Annotated in this window: 17 protein-coding genes; 5 read left to right on the forward strand and 12 right to left on the reverse strand. The window is 68.7% G+C overall.

What is annotated here, in order from left to right:
- The first annotated feature begins 24 nt into the window (after window positions 1–24).
- Window positions 25–588, forward strand: coding sequence for a R3H domain-containing nucleic acid-binding protein (locus ACIRG5_RS12435; protein WP_319976357.1), 564 nt, complete (start codon window positions 25–27; stop codon window positions 586–588).
- 1,078 nt (window positions 589–1,666) lie between these two features.
- Here the strand turns inward: ACIRG5_RS12435 and ACIRG5_RS12440 are convergent.
- Window positions 1,667–2,149 carry a hypothetical protein gene (locus ACIRG5_RS12440; protein WP_402903996.1) on the reverse strand — a complete coding sequence of 161 codons (483 nt, stop codon included), beginning with the start codon at window positions 2,147–2,149 and terminating at the stop codon, window positions 1,667–1,669.
- Window positions 2,150–2,309: 160 nt separating this feature from the next.
- Between ACIRG5_RS12440 and rsmG the strand changes: the two genes are divergently transcribed.
- The 3 genes from rsmG (at window position 2,310) to ACIRG5_RS12455 (ending at window position 4,884) form a co-directional block, all read left to right on the forward strand.
- Window positions 2,310–2,957: a 16S rRNA (guanine(527)-N(7))-methyltransferase RsmG gene (gene rsmG / locus ACIRG5_RS12445; RefSeq protein ID WP_402904906.1), complete on the forward strand. Its 648-nt coding sequence runs from the start codon at window positions 2,310–2,312 to the stop codon at window positions 2,955–2,957.
- A gap of 95 nt (window positions 2,958–3,052) precedes the next feature.
- Window positions 3,053–3,928, forward strand: a complete 876-nt coding sequence (locus tag ACIRG5_RS12450; protein ID WP_319976939.1) for a ParA family protein — start codon at window positions 3,053–3,055, stop codon at window positions 3,926–3,928.
- Window positions 3,925–4,884 carry a ParB/RepB/Spo0J family partition protein gene (locus tag ACIRG5_RS12455; RefSeq protein WP_402903998.1) on the forward strand — a complete coding sequence of 320 codons (960 nt, stop codon included), beginning with the start codon at window positions 3,925–3,927 and terminating at the stop codon, window positions 4,882–4,884. The genes ACIRG5_RS12450 and ACIRG5_RS12455 overlap by 4 nt, the downstream gene beginning before the upstream one ends.
- Window positions 4,885–5,066: 182 nt before the next feature.
- Here ACIRG5_RS12455 and ACIRG5_RS12460 read toward each other — a convergent pair whose 3' ends face one another.
- On the reverse strand, window positions 5,067–6,011 hold the full coding sequence (locus ACIRG5_RS12460) for a D-alanine--D-alanine ligase (RefSeq protein ID WP_319976360.1): 945 nt from the start codon (window positions 6,009–6,011) through the stop codon (window positions 5,067–5,069).
- 20 nt (window positions 6,012–6,031) lie between these two features.
- Entirely contained in the window at window positions 6,032–7,348 is a 1,317-nt protein-coding gene (locus ACIRG5_RS12465; protein ID WP_330271783.1) for a PLP-dependent aminotransferase family protein, read from the reverse strand.
- 134 nt (window positions 7,349–7,482) lie between these two features.
- Between ACIRG5_RS12465 and ACIRG5_RS12470 the strand changes: the two genes are divergently transcribed.
- Complete coding sequence (locus tag ACIRG5_RS12470; protein WP_093595118.1) at window positions 7,483–8,115, forward strand: GNAT family N-acetyltransferase; 633 nt, start codon at window positions 7,483–7,485, stop codon at window positions 8,113–8,115.
- Between the two features lie 69 nt (window positions 8,116–8,184).
- Here ACIRG5_RS12470 and ACIRG5_RS12475 read toward each other — a convergent pair whose 3' ends face one another.
- From ACIRG5_RS12475 to ACIRG5_RS12515, 9 genes are all read right to left on the reverse strand, one after another.
- A complete protein-coding gene (locus ACIRG5_RS12475) occupies window positions 8,185–9,324 on the reverse strand; it encodes an N-acetylmuramoyl-L-alanine amidase (RefSeq protein ID WP_330271784.1) in 1,140 nt (379 codons plus the stop codon).
- Between the two features lie 220 nt (window positions 9,325–9,544).
- Complete coding sequence (gene trxA, locus ACIRG5_RS12480) at window positions 9,545–9,874, reverse strand: thioredoxin (RefSeq protein ID WP_093595124.1); 330 nt, start codon at window positions 9,872–9,874, stop codon at window positions 9,545–9,547.
- A 35-nt stretch (window positions 9,875–9,909) separates the two neighbouring features.
- A complete protein-coding gene (trxB, locus tag ACIRG5_RS12485) occupies window positions 9,910–10,890 on the reverse strand; it encodes a thioredoxin-disulfide reductase (protein WP_402904004.1) in 981 nt (326 codons plus the stop codon).
- Window positions 10,891–10,967: 77 nt separating this feature from the next.
- The gene (locus ACIRG5_RS12490) at window positions 10,968–11,708 is read right to left on the reverse strand and encodes a hypothetical protein (RefSeq protein WP_402904007.1); all 741 of its coding nucleotides are present in this window, start codon (window positions 11,706–11,708) and stop codon (window positions 10,968–10,970) included.
- Window positions 11,705–12,322 carry an RNA polymerase sigma factor SigM gene (gene sigM, locus ACIRG5_RS12495; protein WP_089927514.1) on the reverse strand — a complete coding sequence of 206 codons (618 nt, stop codon included), beginning with the start codon at window positions 12,320–12,322 and terminating at the stop codon, window positions 11,705–11,707. Before sigM ends, ACIRG5_RS12490 begins: the two co-directional genes overlap by 4 nt.
- Window positions 12,323–12,388: 66 nt before the next feature.
- The gene (locus ACIRG5_RS12500; RefSeq protein WP_402904011.1) at window positions 12,389–13,906 is read right to left on the reverse strand and encodes a protein kinase family protein; all 1,518 of its coding nucleotides are present in this window, start codon (window positions 13,904–13,906) and stop codon (window positions 12,389–12,391) included.
- A gap of 37 nt (window positions 13,907–13,943) precedes the next feature.
- Window positions 13,944–15,593 (reverse strand): murein biosynthesis integral membrane protein MurJ, encoded by a 1,650-nt coding sequence (murJ, locus tag ACIRG5_RS12505; protein ID WP_402904014.1) that lies wholly within the window; start codon window positions 15,591–15,593, stop codon window positions 13,944–13,946.
- A complete protein-coding gene (locus tag ACIRG5_RS12510; RefSeq protein WP_402904017.1) occupies window positions 15,590–17,887 on the reverse strand; it encodes a DUF6049 family protein in 2,298 nt (765 codons plus the stop codon). The genes murJ and ACIRG5_RS12510 overlap by 4 nt, the downstream gene beginning before the upstream one ends.
- A complete protein-coding gene (locus ACIRG5_RS12515; RefSeq protein WP_319976369.1) occupies window positions 17,884–18,399 on the reverse strand; it encodes an NUDIX hydrolase in 516 nt (171 codons plus the stop codon). The genes ACIRG5_RS12510 and ACIRG5_RS12515 overlap by 4 nt, the downstream gene beginning before the upstream one ends.
- Window positions 18,400–18,440 lie beyond the last annotated feature (41 nt).

Genomic DNA, 18,440 nt, shown 5'->3' on the forward strand with positions numbered 1-18,440 from the left:
CGTTCGCCCCGGAGAGGAGACATCGTGTCGGAGACCTTGCAGGCGACCGACGACGTGGAGGCGTCGTCAGACGCCTCGGCCGAGTCCGAGGCTGCGGCCGAGCCGCAGTCGCAGAGCAAGACCGAGGACCTGCTCGTCCAGGAAGGCGACATCGCGGGCGACTACCTCGAGCGCCTCCTCGACCTGCTCGACTACGACGGCGACATCGACCTGGACGTGGAAAGCGGCCGGGCCATCGTCAGCATCGACGGCGGCGAGGACCTCGCCAAGCTGGTGGGCCCCCGAGGCAACGTCCTCGAGTCGCTCCAGGAACTCACCCGCCTCGCCGTGCAGCAGGAAACGGGAGTTCGCTCCCGCCTGATGCTCGACATCGCCCAGTGGCGAGCGGGCCGCCGCGCCGAACTGGCCGAAATGGGCCGCACCACCGCGGAGAAGGTGGCCGCCTCAGGCGAGCGCGCCCGCCTGCACCCCATGACCCCGTTCGAGCGCAAGGTCGTCCACGACGCCGTCGCCGCGGTCGCGGGCGTGCACAGCGAGAGCGAGGGTGAGGAGCCGCAGCGTCGGGTCATCATCTTCACCAAGCCCTGACGGCTCAGCTTTCACTCACGGCCCCTGGTTCCCACCGGAACCAGGGGCCGTTTGCTGTCCCAGCCAGAACGAGCGCGAGACGAGATGGCGGGGGCAGGAGGAACTCAGCTCCGAGCTGGACGGACATCCCGCCTGACAGTCGCGACGCGAACAACAGACAGTCCCGCTGACACGCAAGCCCAGCGAGGAGTGCAGCATCCGATGGCGACTTGTCGACACGTGCAACGCCTCAAGACGACTCCCCCTCCCCCTTACACGGTCAGGGCAACGGCGAAGCCGAGCCACCCTGCCGTCCAACGCAACGGCGAAGCCGAGACGTCTCTCCGCACCCAACGGGCAACGGCGAAGCCAAGCCACCTTCCGCCAACGGCAATGGCGAAGCCGAGGCGTGTGAACCAAGACCTGCCGGTGAAGCGGTGGTGACCCACGCACTCGGCGATTGGGGCTTTACCTTGAGTGGGCGGGATGCTCCCCTCATGGGCACGGCCGGGCGCTTTTCAGCCCGGCCTTTTCCGGCCGTCAAGCATCCCGCCAGAGGCTCAAGGTCAAGCCCCAATCGCTATCGTCGCGAAGCGGCGATGACCGGCACCGGCTCGGTACTGCCCGCCCGGCCACTCTCGCAAGGTGACCGTCCGCCCGGCAGGTGACCGCCTCGCTGGAACGCGACATGCCAACGCCAGCCGACCCGCGTGGCACCCCGCCCACCGCAAGGTGACCACCCGCTCGGCAGGTGACCGCTCGGCAGGTGACCGCCCAGCCGTTGACCGCCCAGCCGAAACGCGACTAGCCAACGCAGGCCACTCGCGCGGTCCCGCCCGCAGAGCGACCGTCTGTCCAGCACCCGCCAGCCCGCAAGGCGACCGTCTGTCCAGCACCCGTCTGTCCAGCACCCACCCGCCCGCAAGGCGACCACCTGTCCGGCAGCCCCCGCCCAGCAGGGCGACTGCTCCCGGCTGGAACAAGGCCCAGCCGACCCAAGTCGCCCTCTGGCAGGCACCCCCACCACAGGCCGCCCCAGCTGACACTCGCCACCACAAGCCACCCCGCCCAGCGCCCGCCAACGTTCCACGTGAAACACCTACCCCCGCCCCGCCCACCAAGCAGCAAGCCACTCCCGCTGCGCCGCCGTGTCGGGCACCGGAAACCCGCGAGCCGCCGCGATCAACCTCCACGCCTCCCCCGGCTCCACCCCGTCCATCCCCAACAGCAACCCGGCCAACAACGACGACCGCCCAATCCCAGCCCAGCAGTGGAACACGACATGCGCCCCACCCAGATACAGCGCATGGAGCGGCTGAACCAGAGCAACGGCCGATGCCAGGTCCGGCACCGAGCGGTCCTCGATCGGGAAGCAGACGTACTGCAGACCCGCGGCGACGACCGCGCGCTCCTCGTCCACCAGATCGCACTCGACCCGTTCGCTGTCGGTCTGCGCGGACACGAGCACGTCCACACCAAGCTGGCGGAGCTCGCGAATCTTGCCCTCCAGATACACGCCGCCGGCCGGGTGCGCCATCGTCGAGACGGCGCCGGGACCGGGCCGAGAGACCGTGTAGAGCATCGGACGCAACTTTCCCCCAAGTTTCACGTGAAACGGCGCTCAGGATTTGGCAGAGCGCACGGTCGATCCGTCATGATGGTGCCCTGGCATTCGCCAGCTTTTCCACCGGCCGCTGGAACACCGCCGCCGCGTGGTTTCACGTGAAACGCGGATGGAGAACATGGCCGGGGATTTGCCCGACAACGCGAAGCTCGTCTTCGGTGAGCACGTCGATCGCGCCGCCGAGTTCGTCCGGCTCCTGGAGGAGCACGGCGTCGAGCGCGGACTCATCGGTCCTCGTGAAGTCGAGAAGATTTGGGATCGGCACGTGCTCAACTCGGCAGTGATCGAGGAGCTGTTCGAACCCAACGAACGTGTCGTTGACGTGGGCTCAGGCGCTGGGTTGCCGGGGGTGCCGCTCGCCATCGCGCGGCCCGACCTGAGGATCACGCTTCTGGAGCCGATGGCTCGCCGCATCGCGTGGCTTGAGGAAGTGAAGGAACGGCTCCAGCTCGACAACGTGACGGTCCTCCGCGGGCGTGCGGAGGAAGGACCGATCCGCAAGCAGCTCCTCAACTGCGACGCGGCCACTGCGAGGGCGGTGGCCCCGCTGGAGAAGCTGACGAAGTGGTGCCTCCCGCTCCTCCGGGGTGGCGGGCGGATGGTCGCGCTCAAGGGCGAGCGTGCGCAGGAAGAGTTGGAACGCGACGGCGCGGCGGTGCTCAAGGCTGGGGGCGCCAACGCCAAGGTCGTCGTCGTGGGAGCGGACGTACTTGAGGTGCCTACGACGGTGCTCATCGTGGAGCGCCAGACGCGGAGGGATCGGTGAGCGTGTATCCGGAGTTCCAGTCCGCCGATGTTCCACGTGAAACGAAGCCCTCCAAACCCAAAGTCAAGCCGACCAACAACGGAGATGACAGCGCCGTGGTGTGGACCCCGATTGCAGAAGAGGCGGCTCGTGCGGCAAGCGTGCTGCACCCCGACGAGTCACTGCTCCCCCGCCCGACCCATCGCCGGGTGATGACCGTCGCCAACCAGAAGGGCGGCGTCGGCAAGACGACGAGCACGGTGAACCTCGCCGCCGCGCTCGCCATTCACGGGCTCAAGACGCTCGTGATCGACCTCGACCCGCAGGGCAACGCCAGTACGGCGCTCTCCGTCGAGCACCGCAGTGGCACGCCGTCCGTCTACGAGGTGCTGCTCGGCGAGATCTCCATCGCCGAGGCGGCTCAGGTCAGCCCGACGTCACCGAACCTGTTCTGCGTGCCCGCGACGATCGACCTCGCTGGCGCCGAGATCGAGCTCGTTTCGATGGTGGCCCGCGAGTCGCGACTCAAGGAAGCGCTCTCCTCCGAGGCGCTCGACCAGCTGCAGCCGGACTACGTCTTCATCGACTGCCCGCCGAGCCTCGGCCTGCTGACCGTCAACGCGATGGTCGCGGCGCAGGAGGTGCTGATCCCCATTCAGTGCGAGTACTACGCGCTGGAGGGGCTCAGTCAGCTGATCCGCAACATCGAGCTCGTGCAGCAGCACCTCAACCCGGACCTCTCGATCTCCACGATCCTTCTCACGATGTACGACGGCCGCACGAAGCTCGCGGACCAGGTGACCAGTGAGGTGCGTGGCCACTTCGGCGACGTCGCCCTCAAGACGGTGATTCCGCGCAGCGTGAAGGTCTCCGAGGCACCAGGATTCGGGCAGACGGTGTTGACGTACGACCCGGGCTCGCGCGGGTCGATGAGCTACCTCGACGCCGCCAAGGAGATCGCGATCCGCGGGGCCCAGAAGGAGGGCGCATGACCGAGCAGCGCAAGGGCGGACTCGGGCGCGGCCTGGCCGCACTCATCCCGCAGGGTCCGCCTGCCGGTGCACCCAGCACCATCCGGCCCGCCATGGCCGGCAACGGGGCCAAGGCCCAGCAGCCGATCGGTGAGGTCGCGGGGGCGGTGTACCGCGAGATCGCGGTCACCGCGATCCGCACGAACGCCAAGCAGCCGCGCCAGGTGTTCGACCAGGATGCGATCGACGAGCTCTCGTTCTCCATCAAGGAGTTCGGGCTCATGCAGCCGATCGTGGTCCGCGAGCTCACCGGGGACACGTTCGAACTCGTCATGGGCGAGCGCCGGTGGCGTGCCACGCAGCAGGCCGGGCTCAAGACGATCCCGGCCATCGTGCGGCAGACCGCCGACGACGTCATGCTGCGCGACGCGTTGCTGGAGAACATCCACCGCGTCCAGCTCAACCCGCTCGAAGAAGCGTCGGCCTACCAGCAGCTGCTGGAGGAGTTCGGTGTCACGCACGAGGAACTCGCCGACCGCATCGGCCGCAGCCGCCCCGTCGTCACGAACACCATCCGGCTGCTGAAGCTCCCCCTCGCCGTCCAGCGACGGGTCGCGGCGGGTGTCCTGAGCGCCGGGCACGCGCGGGCACTCCTCGGTCTGGACGACGCGGGAGCACAGGAAGACCTCGCGGCACGGATCATCGCTGAGGGCATGTCGGTCCGCGCGACCGAAGAAGCGGTGACGATCGCCAAGAACGAGAAGCCGGCGAAACCGAAGCAGGCTCCGCGCAAGCAGCTGCACGCGCCCGGTCTGCAGGAGCTCGCCGAGCGCCTCTCGGACAACTTCGACACCCGCGTGAAGGTCGAACTCGGGCAGCGAAAAGGCCGGATCGTGGTCGAATTCGGGTCAGTTGATGATCTTCAAAGGATCATCGGCATGATGAGCCCAGAAACGACAATTCGGACATCGGAGTAGGCCCATAGGATCACACCAGGGCCTTATGTCACGGTGACGATGACGCCTCGCATCCATGCGGATACGGGGCGTCACCTATTTGTCGATCAGTCAACGCGGGCTTTCGAGCCGCCGAGCCCGCCGCCGACAAACAAAAAGTGCGGCGCCGAGAAGCTCGGCACCGCACTCAGACCGGAGAGAACTCAGCGAGCGACAGCGCGCTCGATCAACCCGGCGTAGATCTCACCCAACGACTCCCCCGCCGCCTCGACCGCCATCGGCAGCAGCGACGTCTCGGTCAGCCCCGGCGACACGTTCACTTCGAGGAAGTAGACGGTCCCGTCCTCGGCCACGATGGCGTCGGTCCGCGACACGTCCCGCAGCCCGAGCAGCCGGTGCGCCGCGACCGCGAGCTCCCCGACCGACTTCGCGGCGGCCGCGTCCAGCCGAGCCGGCGCGTGGAAGTCGGTCAGCCCCGCGGTGTACCGAGCGGTGTAGTCGTAGACCCCGGTCTCCGGAACGATCTCGACGGCCGGCAGCGCGTACGGACCGTCCGGGCCGTCGACGACCGCGACCGCCACCTCCACGCCGGAGATGAACTGCTCGGCCAGGACGGTGTCGCCGTACGCCAGACACCCGACCATCGCCGGCGGCAGTTCGGCGGCGTCCCTGACGACCTGAGCGCCCAGCGCCGACCCGCCCTGGTCCGGCTTCAGCATCAACGGCAGTCCCAGCGTCGAGACCATCGCGTCGAGCACCGGCTTGGCACCCAGCTCCCGGAACGTGGCGTGCGGCAGCACGATCCACTCCGGCGTCGTCAGCCCGGCGCGGGCGAGTTCGGCCTTGGCGGTCGGCTTGTCCCAGGCCCGCCGGCACGCCCGTGAGTCGGTGCCCACGTACGGGACGCCGAACATCTCGAGGATCGCCTGCACCGAACCGTTCTCACCCTCACCGCCGTGCAGGGCGACGACGACGGCGTCCGGGCGGTGGTCCCGCAGACGCGTCAACAGAGACGCGTCCGCGTCCCACTCCTCCACCGTGACGCCCGCCGACCGCAGGGCAGCCGACAGACGGCGACCGGAGCGGATCGAGACCTCGCGTTCGTGGGAGAGCCCACCGGACAGCACAGCGACCATGCGGTCAGCCACAGCACAACTCCAAAGAAAGATCAGGCGGTGTCAGGCGAGGGGGTCTGCGGACCGGACAGCTGACGGCCCGGTGTCGCCCCGAAGGTCGCGGCCAGCTGCATCTCGTCCTCGATGACGTTCGCCAGGCGGCGGACGCCCTCACGGATGCGCTCGGGCGTCGGGTAGCAGTACGAGATCCGCAGCTGCCGGGAGCCGAAGCCGTCCGCGTAGAAACCGGTACCGGACGCGTAGGCCACTCGGGCCGTCACGGCGCGGGGCAGCATCGCCTTCGTGTCGATGCCCTCCGGCACCGTCACCCAGACGTAGAAGCCGCCATCCGGAATGTTCCACGTGGAACCTTGCGGCATGTGCTGCTCGAGAGCCGAGATCGCGGCGTCCCGGCGTTCCCGGTACGCCTCGCGGTAGGTCTTGATCTGCCCCTTCCAGTCCTGCGTCGACAGGTACCGGGACACGATCATCTGGTTCAGGGTCGGCGGGCACAGCGTGGCCGACTCGGCCGCCAGCACCAGCTTCTCGCGCACCGCGTGCGGCGCCAGCACCCAGCCGACCCGCAGACCGGCCGCGAACGTCTTCGAGAACGACCCGAGGTACACGACGTTGTCCGGGTCCATCGACCGCAGCGCCGGGTACGTCTGGCCGTCGAACCCGAGCAGTCCGTACGGGTTGTCCTCCACGACCAGCACGCCATAGGTCCGGCAGATCTCCAGGATCTCGGCCCGCCGCGACACCGCCAGCGTCACGCCGGCCGGGTTGTGGAAGTTCGGGATCGTGTAGAGGAACTTGACCCGCTGCCCCGCGCGCTTGCAGGCCTCCAGAGCCTCACGCAGCAACGACGGCACGAGCCCGTCAGCGTCCATGGCGACGTGCACGACCTGAGCCTGGTACGCCGTGAACGAACCGAGAGCGCCCACGTAGGAGGGCCCCTCCGCGATCACCACGTCGCCTGGGTCGCAGAAGATCCGGGTGACCATGTCGAGGCCCATCTGCGAGCCCACGGTCACCACCACGTCGTCCGGGTGGCCGTTGATGCCCTCCAGCGCCATGACGTCGCAGATCTGCTCACGCAGCAACGGAACGCCGTGCGCCGAGCCGTACTGCAGCGCCACCAGTCCGTCGGTGGCCACCAGCTGACCGATCTCCGCGGACAGCGACTCCAGAGGCAGAGCGGCCAGGTGCGGCATGCCGCCGGCCAGCGATACGACCTCGGGACGGGACGCGACTGCGAAAAGTGCCCGGATCTCCGATGCCGTCATCCCTGCCGTGCGCGCTGCGTAGCGGCGGAGGTGGGGGTCAAGGCTTCTGGGGCCCTGCTTGGCGGGCTGTCCGGGCGCAGTCATGTGGGACTCCTGTATAGGAAATGTCCCGAGCGAGTGTAACCGTCGTCCCGTTCAGGGCACGCGCCTTCCGGGTTCCGTCACATTCGCCTACCCTCGTATGGGTTCACTGTGTGTGTTAACGGGTGGAGGTTGGGGTGTCCCGTCGCGTCGTGGGCGTCACGCTGGACAACCTGGAGCATCTCTCCAAGCACAGCAGGACGTGCGTTTTCTGGGAGTTGGCCCCTCACCTGCGAGAACAGGCTGAGGAATACGGCGACACCGAGTTCGAGAAGGAAGCCTGGGTCTCCAGCGTCCTGCTCGAGTGGGGTTCGTGCGGTCGCATGATCTACTGCGACGGCATCCCCGCTGGTTCGGTCTTCTACGCACCACCGGCCGCTGTTCCGCGCAGCGCCGCCTTCCCCACCTCTCCGGTGAGCCCGGACGCGGTCCTCATGACGTCGCTGGACGTTCTCCCGGAGTTCCGAGGGGGAGGACTCGCGCGCGTGCTCGTGCAGGCCGTGGCGAAGGATCTGACGCGTCGTGGCGTGAAGGCCATCGAGGCGTTCGGCGACATGCGACCGGACGACGAAGAGTCGAGTTGCGTCACGCCTGCGGAGTTCCTCACGAGCGTCGGCTTCAAGACCGTGCGCCCGCACCCGCGTTGGCCGCGGTTGCGCCTGGAACTGCGCAGCGCCATCACGTGGAAGGAAGACGTCGAGGCTGCTCTCGAACGGCTTCTCAACAGCGTCACCGTCTCCACCGCGGAACCGAGCTTCCGCCCCGTGTAGGACAGCGAAAAGGCCCCCTCGCAGGCAGCGAGGGGGCCTTTTTCGTCAGTCAGCCAGCAGAGCCGGAGATCAGCCCTTGGCCATCTCGTAGCGCAGCAGGTCGTTGAACGTGAACGTGCCCGTCGGCTGGTCGTCCTTGCCGAGCAGGTAGAGACGCTTCACGGCCACGAGGATGCCCTCGGCCACGATGTCGCGGAATCCGGGCGTCGCCAGCCGGGCGCGGTCCTCGGTGTTCGTCAGGTAGCCCACCTCGACGCGGACGGCCGTGCAGCGGGTGAGTCGCAGCAGGTCCCACGTCTTCGGGTGCGAACCGCAGTTCGACATCGACGTGCGGGCGGTGACCTCGCGCTGGATGAACCCCGCCAGCGCCTCACCGACCGTGGACGACGTGCCGTTGCCCGTGCCGTAGTGGAACGTCGACACGCCCTGTGCGTTCGGCGACGAGTTGCCGTCGCTGTGCAGCGACAGGATCAGGTCTGCGCCCGCCTCGTTCGCGAACCTGGCCCGCTCCGCCTCGTCCGGGCAGTTGTCCGGACCGCGGGTGAGAAATGCCTCCATGCCGGTGGCGGCCATCTTGCCTTCGAGACGACGTGCCAGATCCAGCATCAGCTCGGACTCGGACAGCCCGTCCACGACCACGCCGCGGTCCTGGCCGCCGTGGCCGGGGTCGATGACGATGCGCTTGCCGGACAGGCGCGAGCCCGCCCCGCGGAGCTTCTCCTGCTCCCGCAGCAACTGCGGACGGCCGCCTCGCACCTTCGGCTGGAGCTGACGCAACGCGCGCACGGTGTCGGGACCGCACATGCCGTCCACGATCAGTCCGTAGTCGCGCTGGAAGTTCTTCAGGGCCTGCTCGGTCTGCTGGCCGAACACACCGTTGGCGCGGCCGGCGTCGTAACCGAGTTCCAGCATGCGTTCCTGCAGAGCCAGCACGTCGTCGCCGGTCGTCGGCTGTGACATCAGGAACGCGAGTGGCCGGTCCCCCAACCGGAACGTCGCGTCACGCAGCGAGCGATAGGTCGCCGGGCCGACAATGCCATCGATGATCAGCCCCCGCTGCTGCTGGAACGCGCGCACGGCGTGCTCGACCTGCTGGTCGAACACCGGCGGCGCCTGTGGGTCGGCCGGCGGAAGCAGTCCGAGCCTGGTCAGGGTCGACCGGATCTCGGCAACATCACTTCCGACGTCCCCGCGGCGGAGCAGCTGCATGCACCCTCGCTCGACTATGGCGCCGAACGTGGTCGGCGCGTCAGTTGGGAAGTCCTCATTGTGCCCTGCTGCGCTAAGTGATCGATGCAGGGCTACTCACAGTCGTACCGAGATCACCGTCTCGGCACCAAAACGAACGTGACCCGCTCGTCTTATCGATAGACGGGCGGGTCACGTTGCGCGTTGCAAGGAACTTCTCAGCTCACTGCAAATTCTTGCGTCAGGCCAGGACGTCCTGCAGGTCCTTCAGCAGCGCGGCCTTGGGCTTCGCGCCGACGATCTGCTTCACCGGACGGCCGCCCTGGAACAGGATCAGCGTCGGGACGGACATGATCTGGTAGTCGCGGGCGATCGACGGGTTGGCGTCGATGTCGACCTTGGCCACGGTGATCTTCTCGCCGTGCTCGGCCGCGATCTCCTCCAGCACCGGCGCAACCATCTTGCACGGGCCGCACCAGGTCGCCCAGAAGTCGACCAGCACGGGCTTCTCGCTGGTCAGAACGTCGTCCGCGAACGACTTGTCGGTCACCGTGACGGTGGCGCCTGCCATGTTGCTCTCCCTTAAAACGTCTCGCAGAAGGAACTTCAGATGCTCTTGCCGTAGCCGCCACCGACGGCCTCGGCGGCGACTTCGGCCTGCTCGGTGCCGTGCTCGGCGAGCCACCGTTCCGCGTCGATCGCAGCGCTGCAACCGGAGCCGGCGGCGGTGATCGCCTGACGGTATTCGTGGTCCACGAGGTCGCCGGCGGCGAACACGCCGTCCAGGTTCGTGTAGGAGGACTTGTCCTTGGTCAGGACGTAACCCTCCTCGTCGAGGTCGACCTGGCCCTTGACCAGCGCGGAACGCGGGTCGTGGCCGATCGCGAGGAAGAAGCCGGTGACGGGCATCTCCGACTCGGCGCCGGTCTGAGTGTCCTTGATCTTGATCGCGGACACGGTGCCGTCACCCAGAACGTCGGTGACCTGCGTGTTCAGCTGCCACCTGATCTTCTCGTTGGCACGGGCGCGCTCCAGCATGACCTTCGAGGCGCGGAACTCCTCGCGGCGGTGGATGACCGTCACGGACTTGGCGAAGCGCGTGAGGAACGTCGCCTCCTCCATCGCCGTGTCGCCGCCGCCGACCACCGCGATGTCGTGGTCGCGGAAGAAGAAGCCGTCACACGTCGCACACGCCGACACACCGCGGCCGAGCAGCTCCTGCTCACCGGGGATGTTCAGGTAACGGGCAGCGGCACCCATCGCGAGGATGACGGCCTTGGCCTCGTACTCGACGCCGTTCGCGACGACCTTCTTGATCTCACCGGTCAGCTCGACCGACTCGACGTCCTCCGCGCGCAGCTCGGCGCCGAAGCGGATCGCCTGCTCGCGCATCTGCTCCATGAGCTCGGGGCCCATGATGCCGTCGCGGAAGCCGGGGTAGTTCTCGACCTCGGTCGTCGTCATGAGGGCGCCGCCGTACTGCGAACCCTCGAAGACCAGGGGCTCCAGCTGCGCGCGTGCCGCGTAGACCGCCGCGGTGTAGCCCGCCGGTCCCGATCCAATGATGATCACGTTGCGCACGCTCACGGCTCTGCAACTCCTCGATCTCGTCGTCTGACTGGCTCAACGGATCGTAGGTGCAGCTAATTCCGTGACTTGAGCGACTACCTCTGGCCCACGGTCGTGTCCGCGAGAACGCCTTCCGGCTTGTCCGGTCCACAGGTCGCCGGATCCAGCACGACCAGCCGGTACTTCCCGATTCCGGCGGGCAGGATCGCCATCACGGCGTCCTTGCCCTCCAGGTTGACCGGGCTGATGCCGAGGGGGTTGCCCGAGCTGGTGATGCCGCCGCCCTGCAGGCAGCCGGCCAACCGGTCCGGCGTCTCCAGCGGGCCGTAGTTCTGCGCCTTGAGCACTTCGCCGACCGCGGAGCCCAGCTGGGCCTTCGTCAGCGACTGCAGGTCGGCCGAGGTCGGCTTGGACGTCGCCTGCGGAGGCTGCGCGCTGTCGTTCGTGGGGGTCTGCGAGCCCGGCGACACGGCCAGCACGATGCCGAACGCCGCGGCGGCGGCCACCAGCACGCCACCGCCGAGGCCCAGCCTGCGGTTGCGGCGCTTGCGGGCGTCGTTGAGGGACACGACCGGCGCGATGCCGGGACGGGCCTCCGCGGCCAGCGCGGCGTCGATCCGCGCGGCCACGTGGTCGGGCATCGCGACGGGCGGCAACGACTGCAGGTCCATCAGCGTGGCGTCCAGCGCCTGCAGGATCTCCCTGGCCTCCGCGTCCGCCTCGACCCTCGGACGCAGCTGTGCGGCGACCTCAGGGGGCAGCACGCCCGCGTGCAGGTCCGCGATGAGGTCAACAGACCACGGCGGACCCATCGGCACGCGCTCCATGCCGGTCATCGGCCCTCCCACTGACGTTGCTCTTGCACATTCACACCGTCAGCTGGGACGTTCGCATCTGCGATTCGGTTCCTGAGGTGCCCGAGAACTTTGGCCAGCTTGGCGCGACCTCGCGCACACCGGCTCTTGACCGTGCCCTCCGCGATGCCCAGGAGCTTCGCCGTCTCGGCGACGGAATACCCCTCGACGTCGACCAGCACGATGGGCGCCCGCTGCTCTTCCGGCAGCTCCATCAACGCCTGCTGCACCATGAGGCTGGTCTCGCGGTCGCTCATCGCGTCACGGGGCGCGACGGGCTCGCCGGGACCTGCCTCGGGCAACGGCACTGTCGGTCTTGTTTGTCGTCGTCTCATCCGGTCGAGGCACGCGTTCACCACGATCCGGTGAAGCCAGGTGGTGACCTGTGACTCGGCGCGGAACGACGACGCCGCCCGGAAGGCCGAGATGAACGCCTCCTGGAGCGCGTCCGCGGCCTCTTCCGGATCACGCAGCGTGCGCAGCGCCACCGCCCACATCCGGTCGCGGTGCCGTTTGACCAGCTCCGAGAACGCGTACGGGTCACCTGCGGCGTGGGCCGAGATGAGATCGGCGTCCGAGCTGGCTGCGGCGGTCACGCTGGGAGGATAGCGAGAGTGATCACAGATCACCCGGACAGGTCTACGCAGCGTGCCCAGGTAGTTCTACTGGGCCCTCGTGTAGACGACCTCGCGGATCTCCGACTGGTTCTTGCCGCCGCCGGAGTTCGTCAGCTGCGTGATCCAGATCAGGACGTGCCCGGTCGGTTCGTGGTCGTTGAGCTGGATCTGCGTCTGCCCGTCGGACAGGTCCGCGACGCCGATGACCTTGGTCTCCTCGATCGGCGAGTCCAGCGCGGACGCCACCCGGATCTCGACCTTCGTGCCCTTGCTGGGCGAGGTGATCGTGACCGAGGCCAGCTTCACCGGCTCCGCGAACGACGCCATCAGCCCGATGCCGGGCTTCAGCGTCGGGAACGGCTGGAAGTAGTTGTCAGTCCGCCAGAACGTGCCCGCGTTGTTGTCGACCGCCCGGCTCGCCTGGTTCGCGTTGTCGGGCTGGTTCGTCACGTCGTAGACGCCGATCTGGCCCGGCTGCACCGGTCCGGCCGGCGCGGGCGGAGGCGCGGTCTGGCCGTTCGACCCCGGCTGGTTGATCACCACGGTCGGGCCGCCGCCCTTGGACGGCTCGTCGCTGAAGAACCCGACGATCTGCACGCTCAGCCACACGATCACGGTCAGCGTCGCCAGGGCGAGCACGCCGACGCTGATCCACAGCTTCTTCTTCTGCTGCTTGTCCTGCCTGGGCCGCTGTGTCGTCCACACGACCTGGTCGTCGTCATCGCGCGACGCCGACACGGCGGGGATCAGCGAGGTCTGGGCCTCTTCGGCCGCGATCTGGTCGAGGACCTGGAGGATCGCCGCGGACGTGCGGATGCCGCCGACCGACGTGTCCTCCAACGACCGCACCGCGACGGACGACAGGTCGTGCGGCAGGTACGGGTGCAACGCGTTCGGTGCGACCACGGACCCGTCCGGCCCGGTCGGTGCGACCGGCACGCCCTGAGGGCCGCCCGGCAGCGCCCACCGGCCGGTGAGCAGCAGGTACAGGATCGCGCCGAGGCCCTTGACGTCGTCGCGCGCGATCGCGTCCGGCCGGGGACCGGGGAACGCGAGGCGCAGACGGCCGTCCGAGGTGACCCGGATGCGTTGCGGGTGGTCGGCGCCCAGCACGAGACCGGCGTGGTGCGCGCCCTCGATGGCGGCGCCCAGCGGTTCGAGCAGCCGGGTCGCGGCGCCCGCCGGCAGCGGGCCCTCCGCGATGAGGTCCATCAGGTCGGTGCCCTGGGTCCACTCGGCGATGACGATGCCGAGGATGCCCTCGTCGCCGCGGATGCCGGTGCCGGGCGTCAGCACGTCGATCACCCGCGACACACCGGGATGCGTGAACGACGCCGCGTGCATCGCGCGTTCGACCGTCCGGCGGGCACGGGCCGCCGCCTCGTTGTCCGCCAGATCTCCCAGCAGCACCGTCAGCGCGACGTCCCGGTTGAGCTGACCGTCCCGCGCGCGCCACAGCTCCGCGTTGGACCTGGCGTCGGCGCCGGATTTCGCGAGCAGCCGGTAGCGGCCATTGCCGATGACGCCGCCGGGAACCAGCGCGGCGTGAACTCCGCTACTCACGGAGACGAGGGTACGGGACGGCGCTCACGGACTGGAGTCACCTTCGCCGCACCAAACGGTTGATCTTGTCGATCGCCGGCTTCATCTCGGGCACCCGGAACGCCGCCAAAAGGCCGAACGCGAGCGGCAGACCGACCAACGTCACCAGAACGACCTCGACCCACGCGGCGATGACCGGGTCCTCGAGCCCGAGCGCGCCCAGGACCAGCCAGTTCACGCCCTTGGCGACCGCGAAGGCCAGCGAGGACGCCACGACGGTGAGGCAGACGGTCCAGATCGTGAAGCCGGTGCGCAGCCGTCCGAGGCGGATCCGCAGCCACACCTGACCGACGATCGCGCCGAAGACGAAGCTCAGCGACATGGCGAGCGACACGCCGACGGCGAGCTGTGAGGCGTCACCCGGCGTGGACACGGCGAGGAAGAGGTAGAGCAGTCCGATGCGCACCGCCACGATCAACGCCTGGATGAGCGTCGGCGTGCGGGCGTCCTTCATCGCGTAGAAGACCCGCAGCTGCAGCAGCGTCACGGCGTAGGGCACGAGACCGAACGCGGAGAGCGCGAGCGCGAGACCGATCCTCGTGCCGCCCTCGACGCCGGAGTTGCCCCAGGCGAACGCCGCGAGGCCGATCGCCAGACCGGACACCGTCATCAGGGCGCTGAACGGCATCAGCAGGATCGCCGACATGCGGTTGCCGAACAGCAGGTCCCGCACGATCGACTCGTTGTCGTTGTGCGCGGCCGCCCTGCTCATCTTCGGCATCAGCGCGGTCAGCAGCGAGACGCCGAGAACGCCGTACGGCACCTGGGCGATCAGCCACTGGTAGTTGAACGCCGTCAGCGTGCCCTGGGCGCTCGTCGCCACGTTCGTCAGCACCGTCATGCTGGCGAGGCCCAGCCCCACGTAGAGCAGCACCCAGAACGCGAGACCGCCGAACTCCGACAGGCGCGAGTCCCAGCCGAAGCGCCACCTGAACTTGAAGCCGGTCTTCTTCAGCGCCGGGAACAGCACGGACGCCTGGACGGCCACACCGAGCGCGGTGCCGAGGCCGAGCACCAGAAGGTGCACGTCGGTCATGTGGACCGGGTTGAGCGTGAGCTCGCCCGGCAGCAGCGCGTAGACGACCAGCACGACGATCACGACGAGGTTGTTCAGGACCGGCGCCCACGTGGGGATGCCGAACACGTGCCGTGCGTTCAACACGGCGCTGAGCAGCGCCGTCAGGCCGTAGAACACGATGCCCGGCAGCACCAGGTACGCGAACGCGGTGACCAGCGCCGGGTTCGCGGTCTCGGCGTCGGAGATGTAGAGGTCGGTCAGCAACGGGGCGCAGGCCATCGCGACGACCGTGCCGATGCCGAGGATCAGCGTGCCCATGGTGATCAGCCACTGGGCGTACGACTCGCCGCCGTCGCCGTCCTCTTTCTCGGCCCTGACCAGCAGCGGGATCGCCACGCTGGTGAGGATGCCGCCGAGGAGCAGCTCGTTGATCATCGTCGGCAGCGTGGAGGCCGCCTGGTACGAGTCGCCGAGGACCTCGGCGCCGATCACCGCGATGAGCAGCACCTTCGACAGCAGGCCGGTGCCTCGGCTGACGATCGTCGCGATCGCCATCGAGCCGCTCGCCTTGGCGACCGACGGTGCTTGCTTCTGCTGCTCTGGCTGGGTGGTCGTGGCTGTCTCGCTCACGCGCTCGACTTCTCCGGTGTGACGTTCTCGATGGACGGGGCGTCGCCGTTCTCGCCGTTGCGAGCACGGACCCTCTTGTAGATCCGGCGCCCGGAAAGCAGGACGAGCGCGATGCCCGCGATCACGGTGATGATCACCGTGATGGTGCCGTAGGCGGACGACGACACCTCCAGCTTGACAGTGTCGCCGAGCGGGACGCCCTCGGGAGTGGTCAGTCGCACGCTGACCGGGAACCGGCCGGAGCGCAGCACCTCGACGGGCACCCGCACGACTCGTTCGCCGCGGGCGGGAAGCACCTGGTCGGCGAGGTCGAGCTTGCGGATGCCGGGGGTGTCGGCGAGGTTGATCCTGACCGTCACGCGGACGTCGAGCTTGTTCGTGATCGTGATCGGGATCGGGCTGTCGCCGGAGCCGAGCAGGATCGGGCTGTTCGGCTGCGTCACGCCGACCATGCCGGTCAGCGCGTTCAGTTCGCCCTGGCTGACCTCGGCCGCGGACCGGGCGCCCTGCTCGTTGCCCCGCCACGCGCCGGACATGGCCCGCAGCAGCCCGAGCCACAGCGGGTCGGCCAGGTCGGCGGGCGAGGCGTGCTCGCTGTCCTCCTGCTGCATGGCGGCGACCAGGCCGTTGAGCTCCACGCTCTGGCTCGTCACGGAGCTGGAGATGATCTCCGAGATCTCCCGCGCACCGGCCTCCGGCGGATAGGCGATCTTGGCGTTCGTCGTCGCGGGCGTGGCCCTGGTGAGCTCCTCGAGCCCGGTCTGGGCCGCGTAGCCGTCGGCCAGCAGCTTCTTGGAGGTGGTGAGGAACTCGGTCATCTCCGAGAGCGGCGCGTGCCAGCGGCGCGGCGGCGCGATCAGCACGTTGCGGCCGTCGCCCTGCCAGCCGGCCCGGAACACCAGCACCGCCAGCGCGTTCTGCACCGACACCGGCTGGCTCTCGAACGGCGCGGTGACGCCGGACAGCGTGCGGGGCCGGGACTCACTGCCCTGCAGCGCGTCCGAGACCATCGAGTCGATCTTGACCGCGGTCACCGGGTTCTTGCCGCCGACACCGACGGGCGCGGTGCCCGGCGCGTCGGCGAGACCGGTGGGGTCGAGCAGCAGCGACTTCGCGCCGGGGTAGCGCTTGTCCGGCTGCGGGGTGACCAGCTCGTCGAACGTCGACTGGTCGAGCACGCCGTCCTCGGGCCACACCAGGTCGGGCAGCGGCTGCACGGACAGGACGTCCTGGATGAGCTTCGGGCCGTCGGTCACCGCGAGCGTGCGCATCGTGCCGAGCTTCGCCCTGTTCAACGCCACGAGGTCGGCGTCGGCGTACGGCAGCGCGACGACGCAACGGCCGGTGACGGCGAGCTTGAGCCGGTCGAGCCACAGCTTCGCCTCGGCCTTGCCCTTGCCCTCCGACCCGCCACGCACCTGGTAGCCGTTGCTCATGGCCTGCACGGTCCGCAGCAGGTCGGGGTCGATGGCCAGGCACATGGCCGTGCTCATCGACGGGATCGCCTGCTCGTAGGCCTGCAACAGGCCGTAGAGCCGGCCGTTGACCGACAGCGACGTCGCGAGCTCGTCGTCGATCAGCTCGGAGTCGTCCTCGCCGCCGAGCCTGACCAGCCGCGGGCGGTCCGCGATCGGCCACAGCACCGTCAGCTTCGCGGGCGTGCCCGGCTTGCCCTTGGTCTCGCCGCCGGGCACCCCGAGCACGGGCAGCAGCGTCGACAGCGCCGCGAGACGTGCCTGGCCGCCGTAGTCGGGCCTGCCGTTGACGTTCGCGAGGATCGGGTAGATGCCCGGCTGCTCGATCTCCAGCGAGGTCGGCTCGGTACCGCGCAGCGGCACCTCCAGCGTGAAGTCCTTCTGCTGGCCGGACTCGAGCTCGCCGGCGACAGGGGTGAACTTCGGCTGCACGGCCTCGGCCGCCGCGGGCTCCCGCAACGCCTTGCGCAGGTCGTCCTCGGTGCCGAGCGGCTCACCGCGCTCCAGGCGCAGCACGATGTCGGACACCTTGCGGTCGCCGACGTTGACGATCTTGCCGGTGATCTTGACGGTCGCCGGGGAGTCGCTCGTGACGAACCGGGGGGTGAGCTGGTCGATGTCGAGCCGCAGGAACTGCTGTTGCGCCTGACCCGGCTGGGCGGAGAGCGATCTGGTCGCCCACACCTGGGTGGCGGGAGCGGGCATGAAGGGCAACGCGTCGATCTCGTCGGGTTGCGCCTGCTGAGCGCCGGCGGGCGGCGCTGTGATCACCACGAACGCGGCGACAGCTGCTGTGCAGACGAGCTTCCTCAGGCTCACGCCGACTCCGCCCCGTTGCGGCAGCGGTCGGCGAGCAAATCGGCGGCTCGGCGGACCAGACGGCGCTCATCGGCATATGCGAGTCGCTCGTCCAGTTCGCCGAGGGGCACCCACGCCACCTCGGTGACCTCCACGTCTTCGTCGGAAAGCTCTCCCCCCGTCGCTTCGAGGAGGAAGTGGTGAACCGTCTTGTGCACCCGGCGGTCGTCCGCGACGAACCAGTAGTCGATCGACCCCAACGGGCGCAGCACCCTGCTATGAATACCGGTCTCCTCGGCGACCTCGCGCACCGCGGTCTGTTCGGCGGTCTCGCCGGCCTCGATGTGACCCTTGGGCAAAGACCACAGCAACCGGCCTCGCCGGTCAAGTCTGCCGATCACCGCGGCCCGCTGCTCGGCGTCGAGCACCAGGCCACCCGCCGACGTCTCGTCGACGGTCTTGAGCCTCCTGCCCCTGCGCCTCTTCCGGCGCCCCGGTTTGGGGCTCCCGGAACGTGCGGCTGACGAGGGCATACGGCCGATCGTACTTACGAACCTTGAGTACGCTGGTTTCT

It is taken from the genome of Lentzea sp. NPDC102401, from assembly GCF_044765805.1.
GTDB lineage: Bacteria > Actinomycetota > Actinomycetes > Mycobacteriales > Pseudonocardiaceae > Lentzea > Lentzea sokolovensis.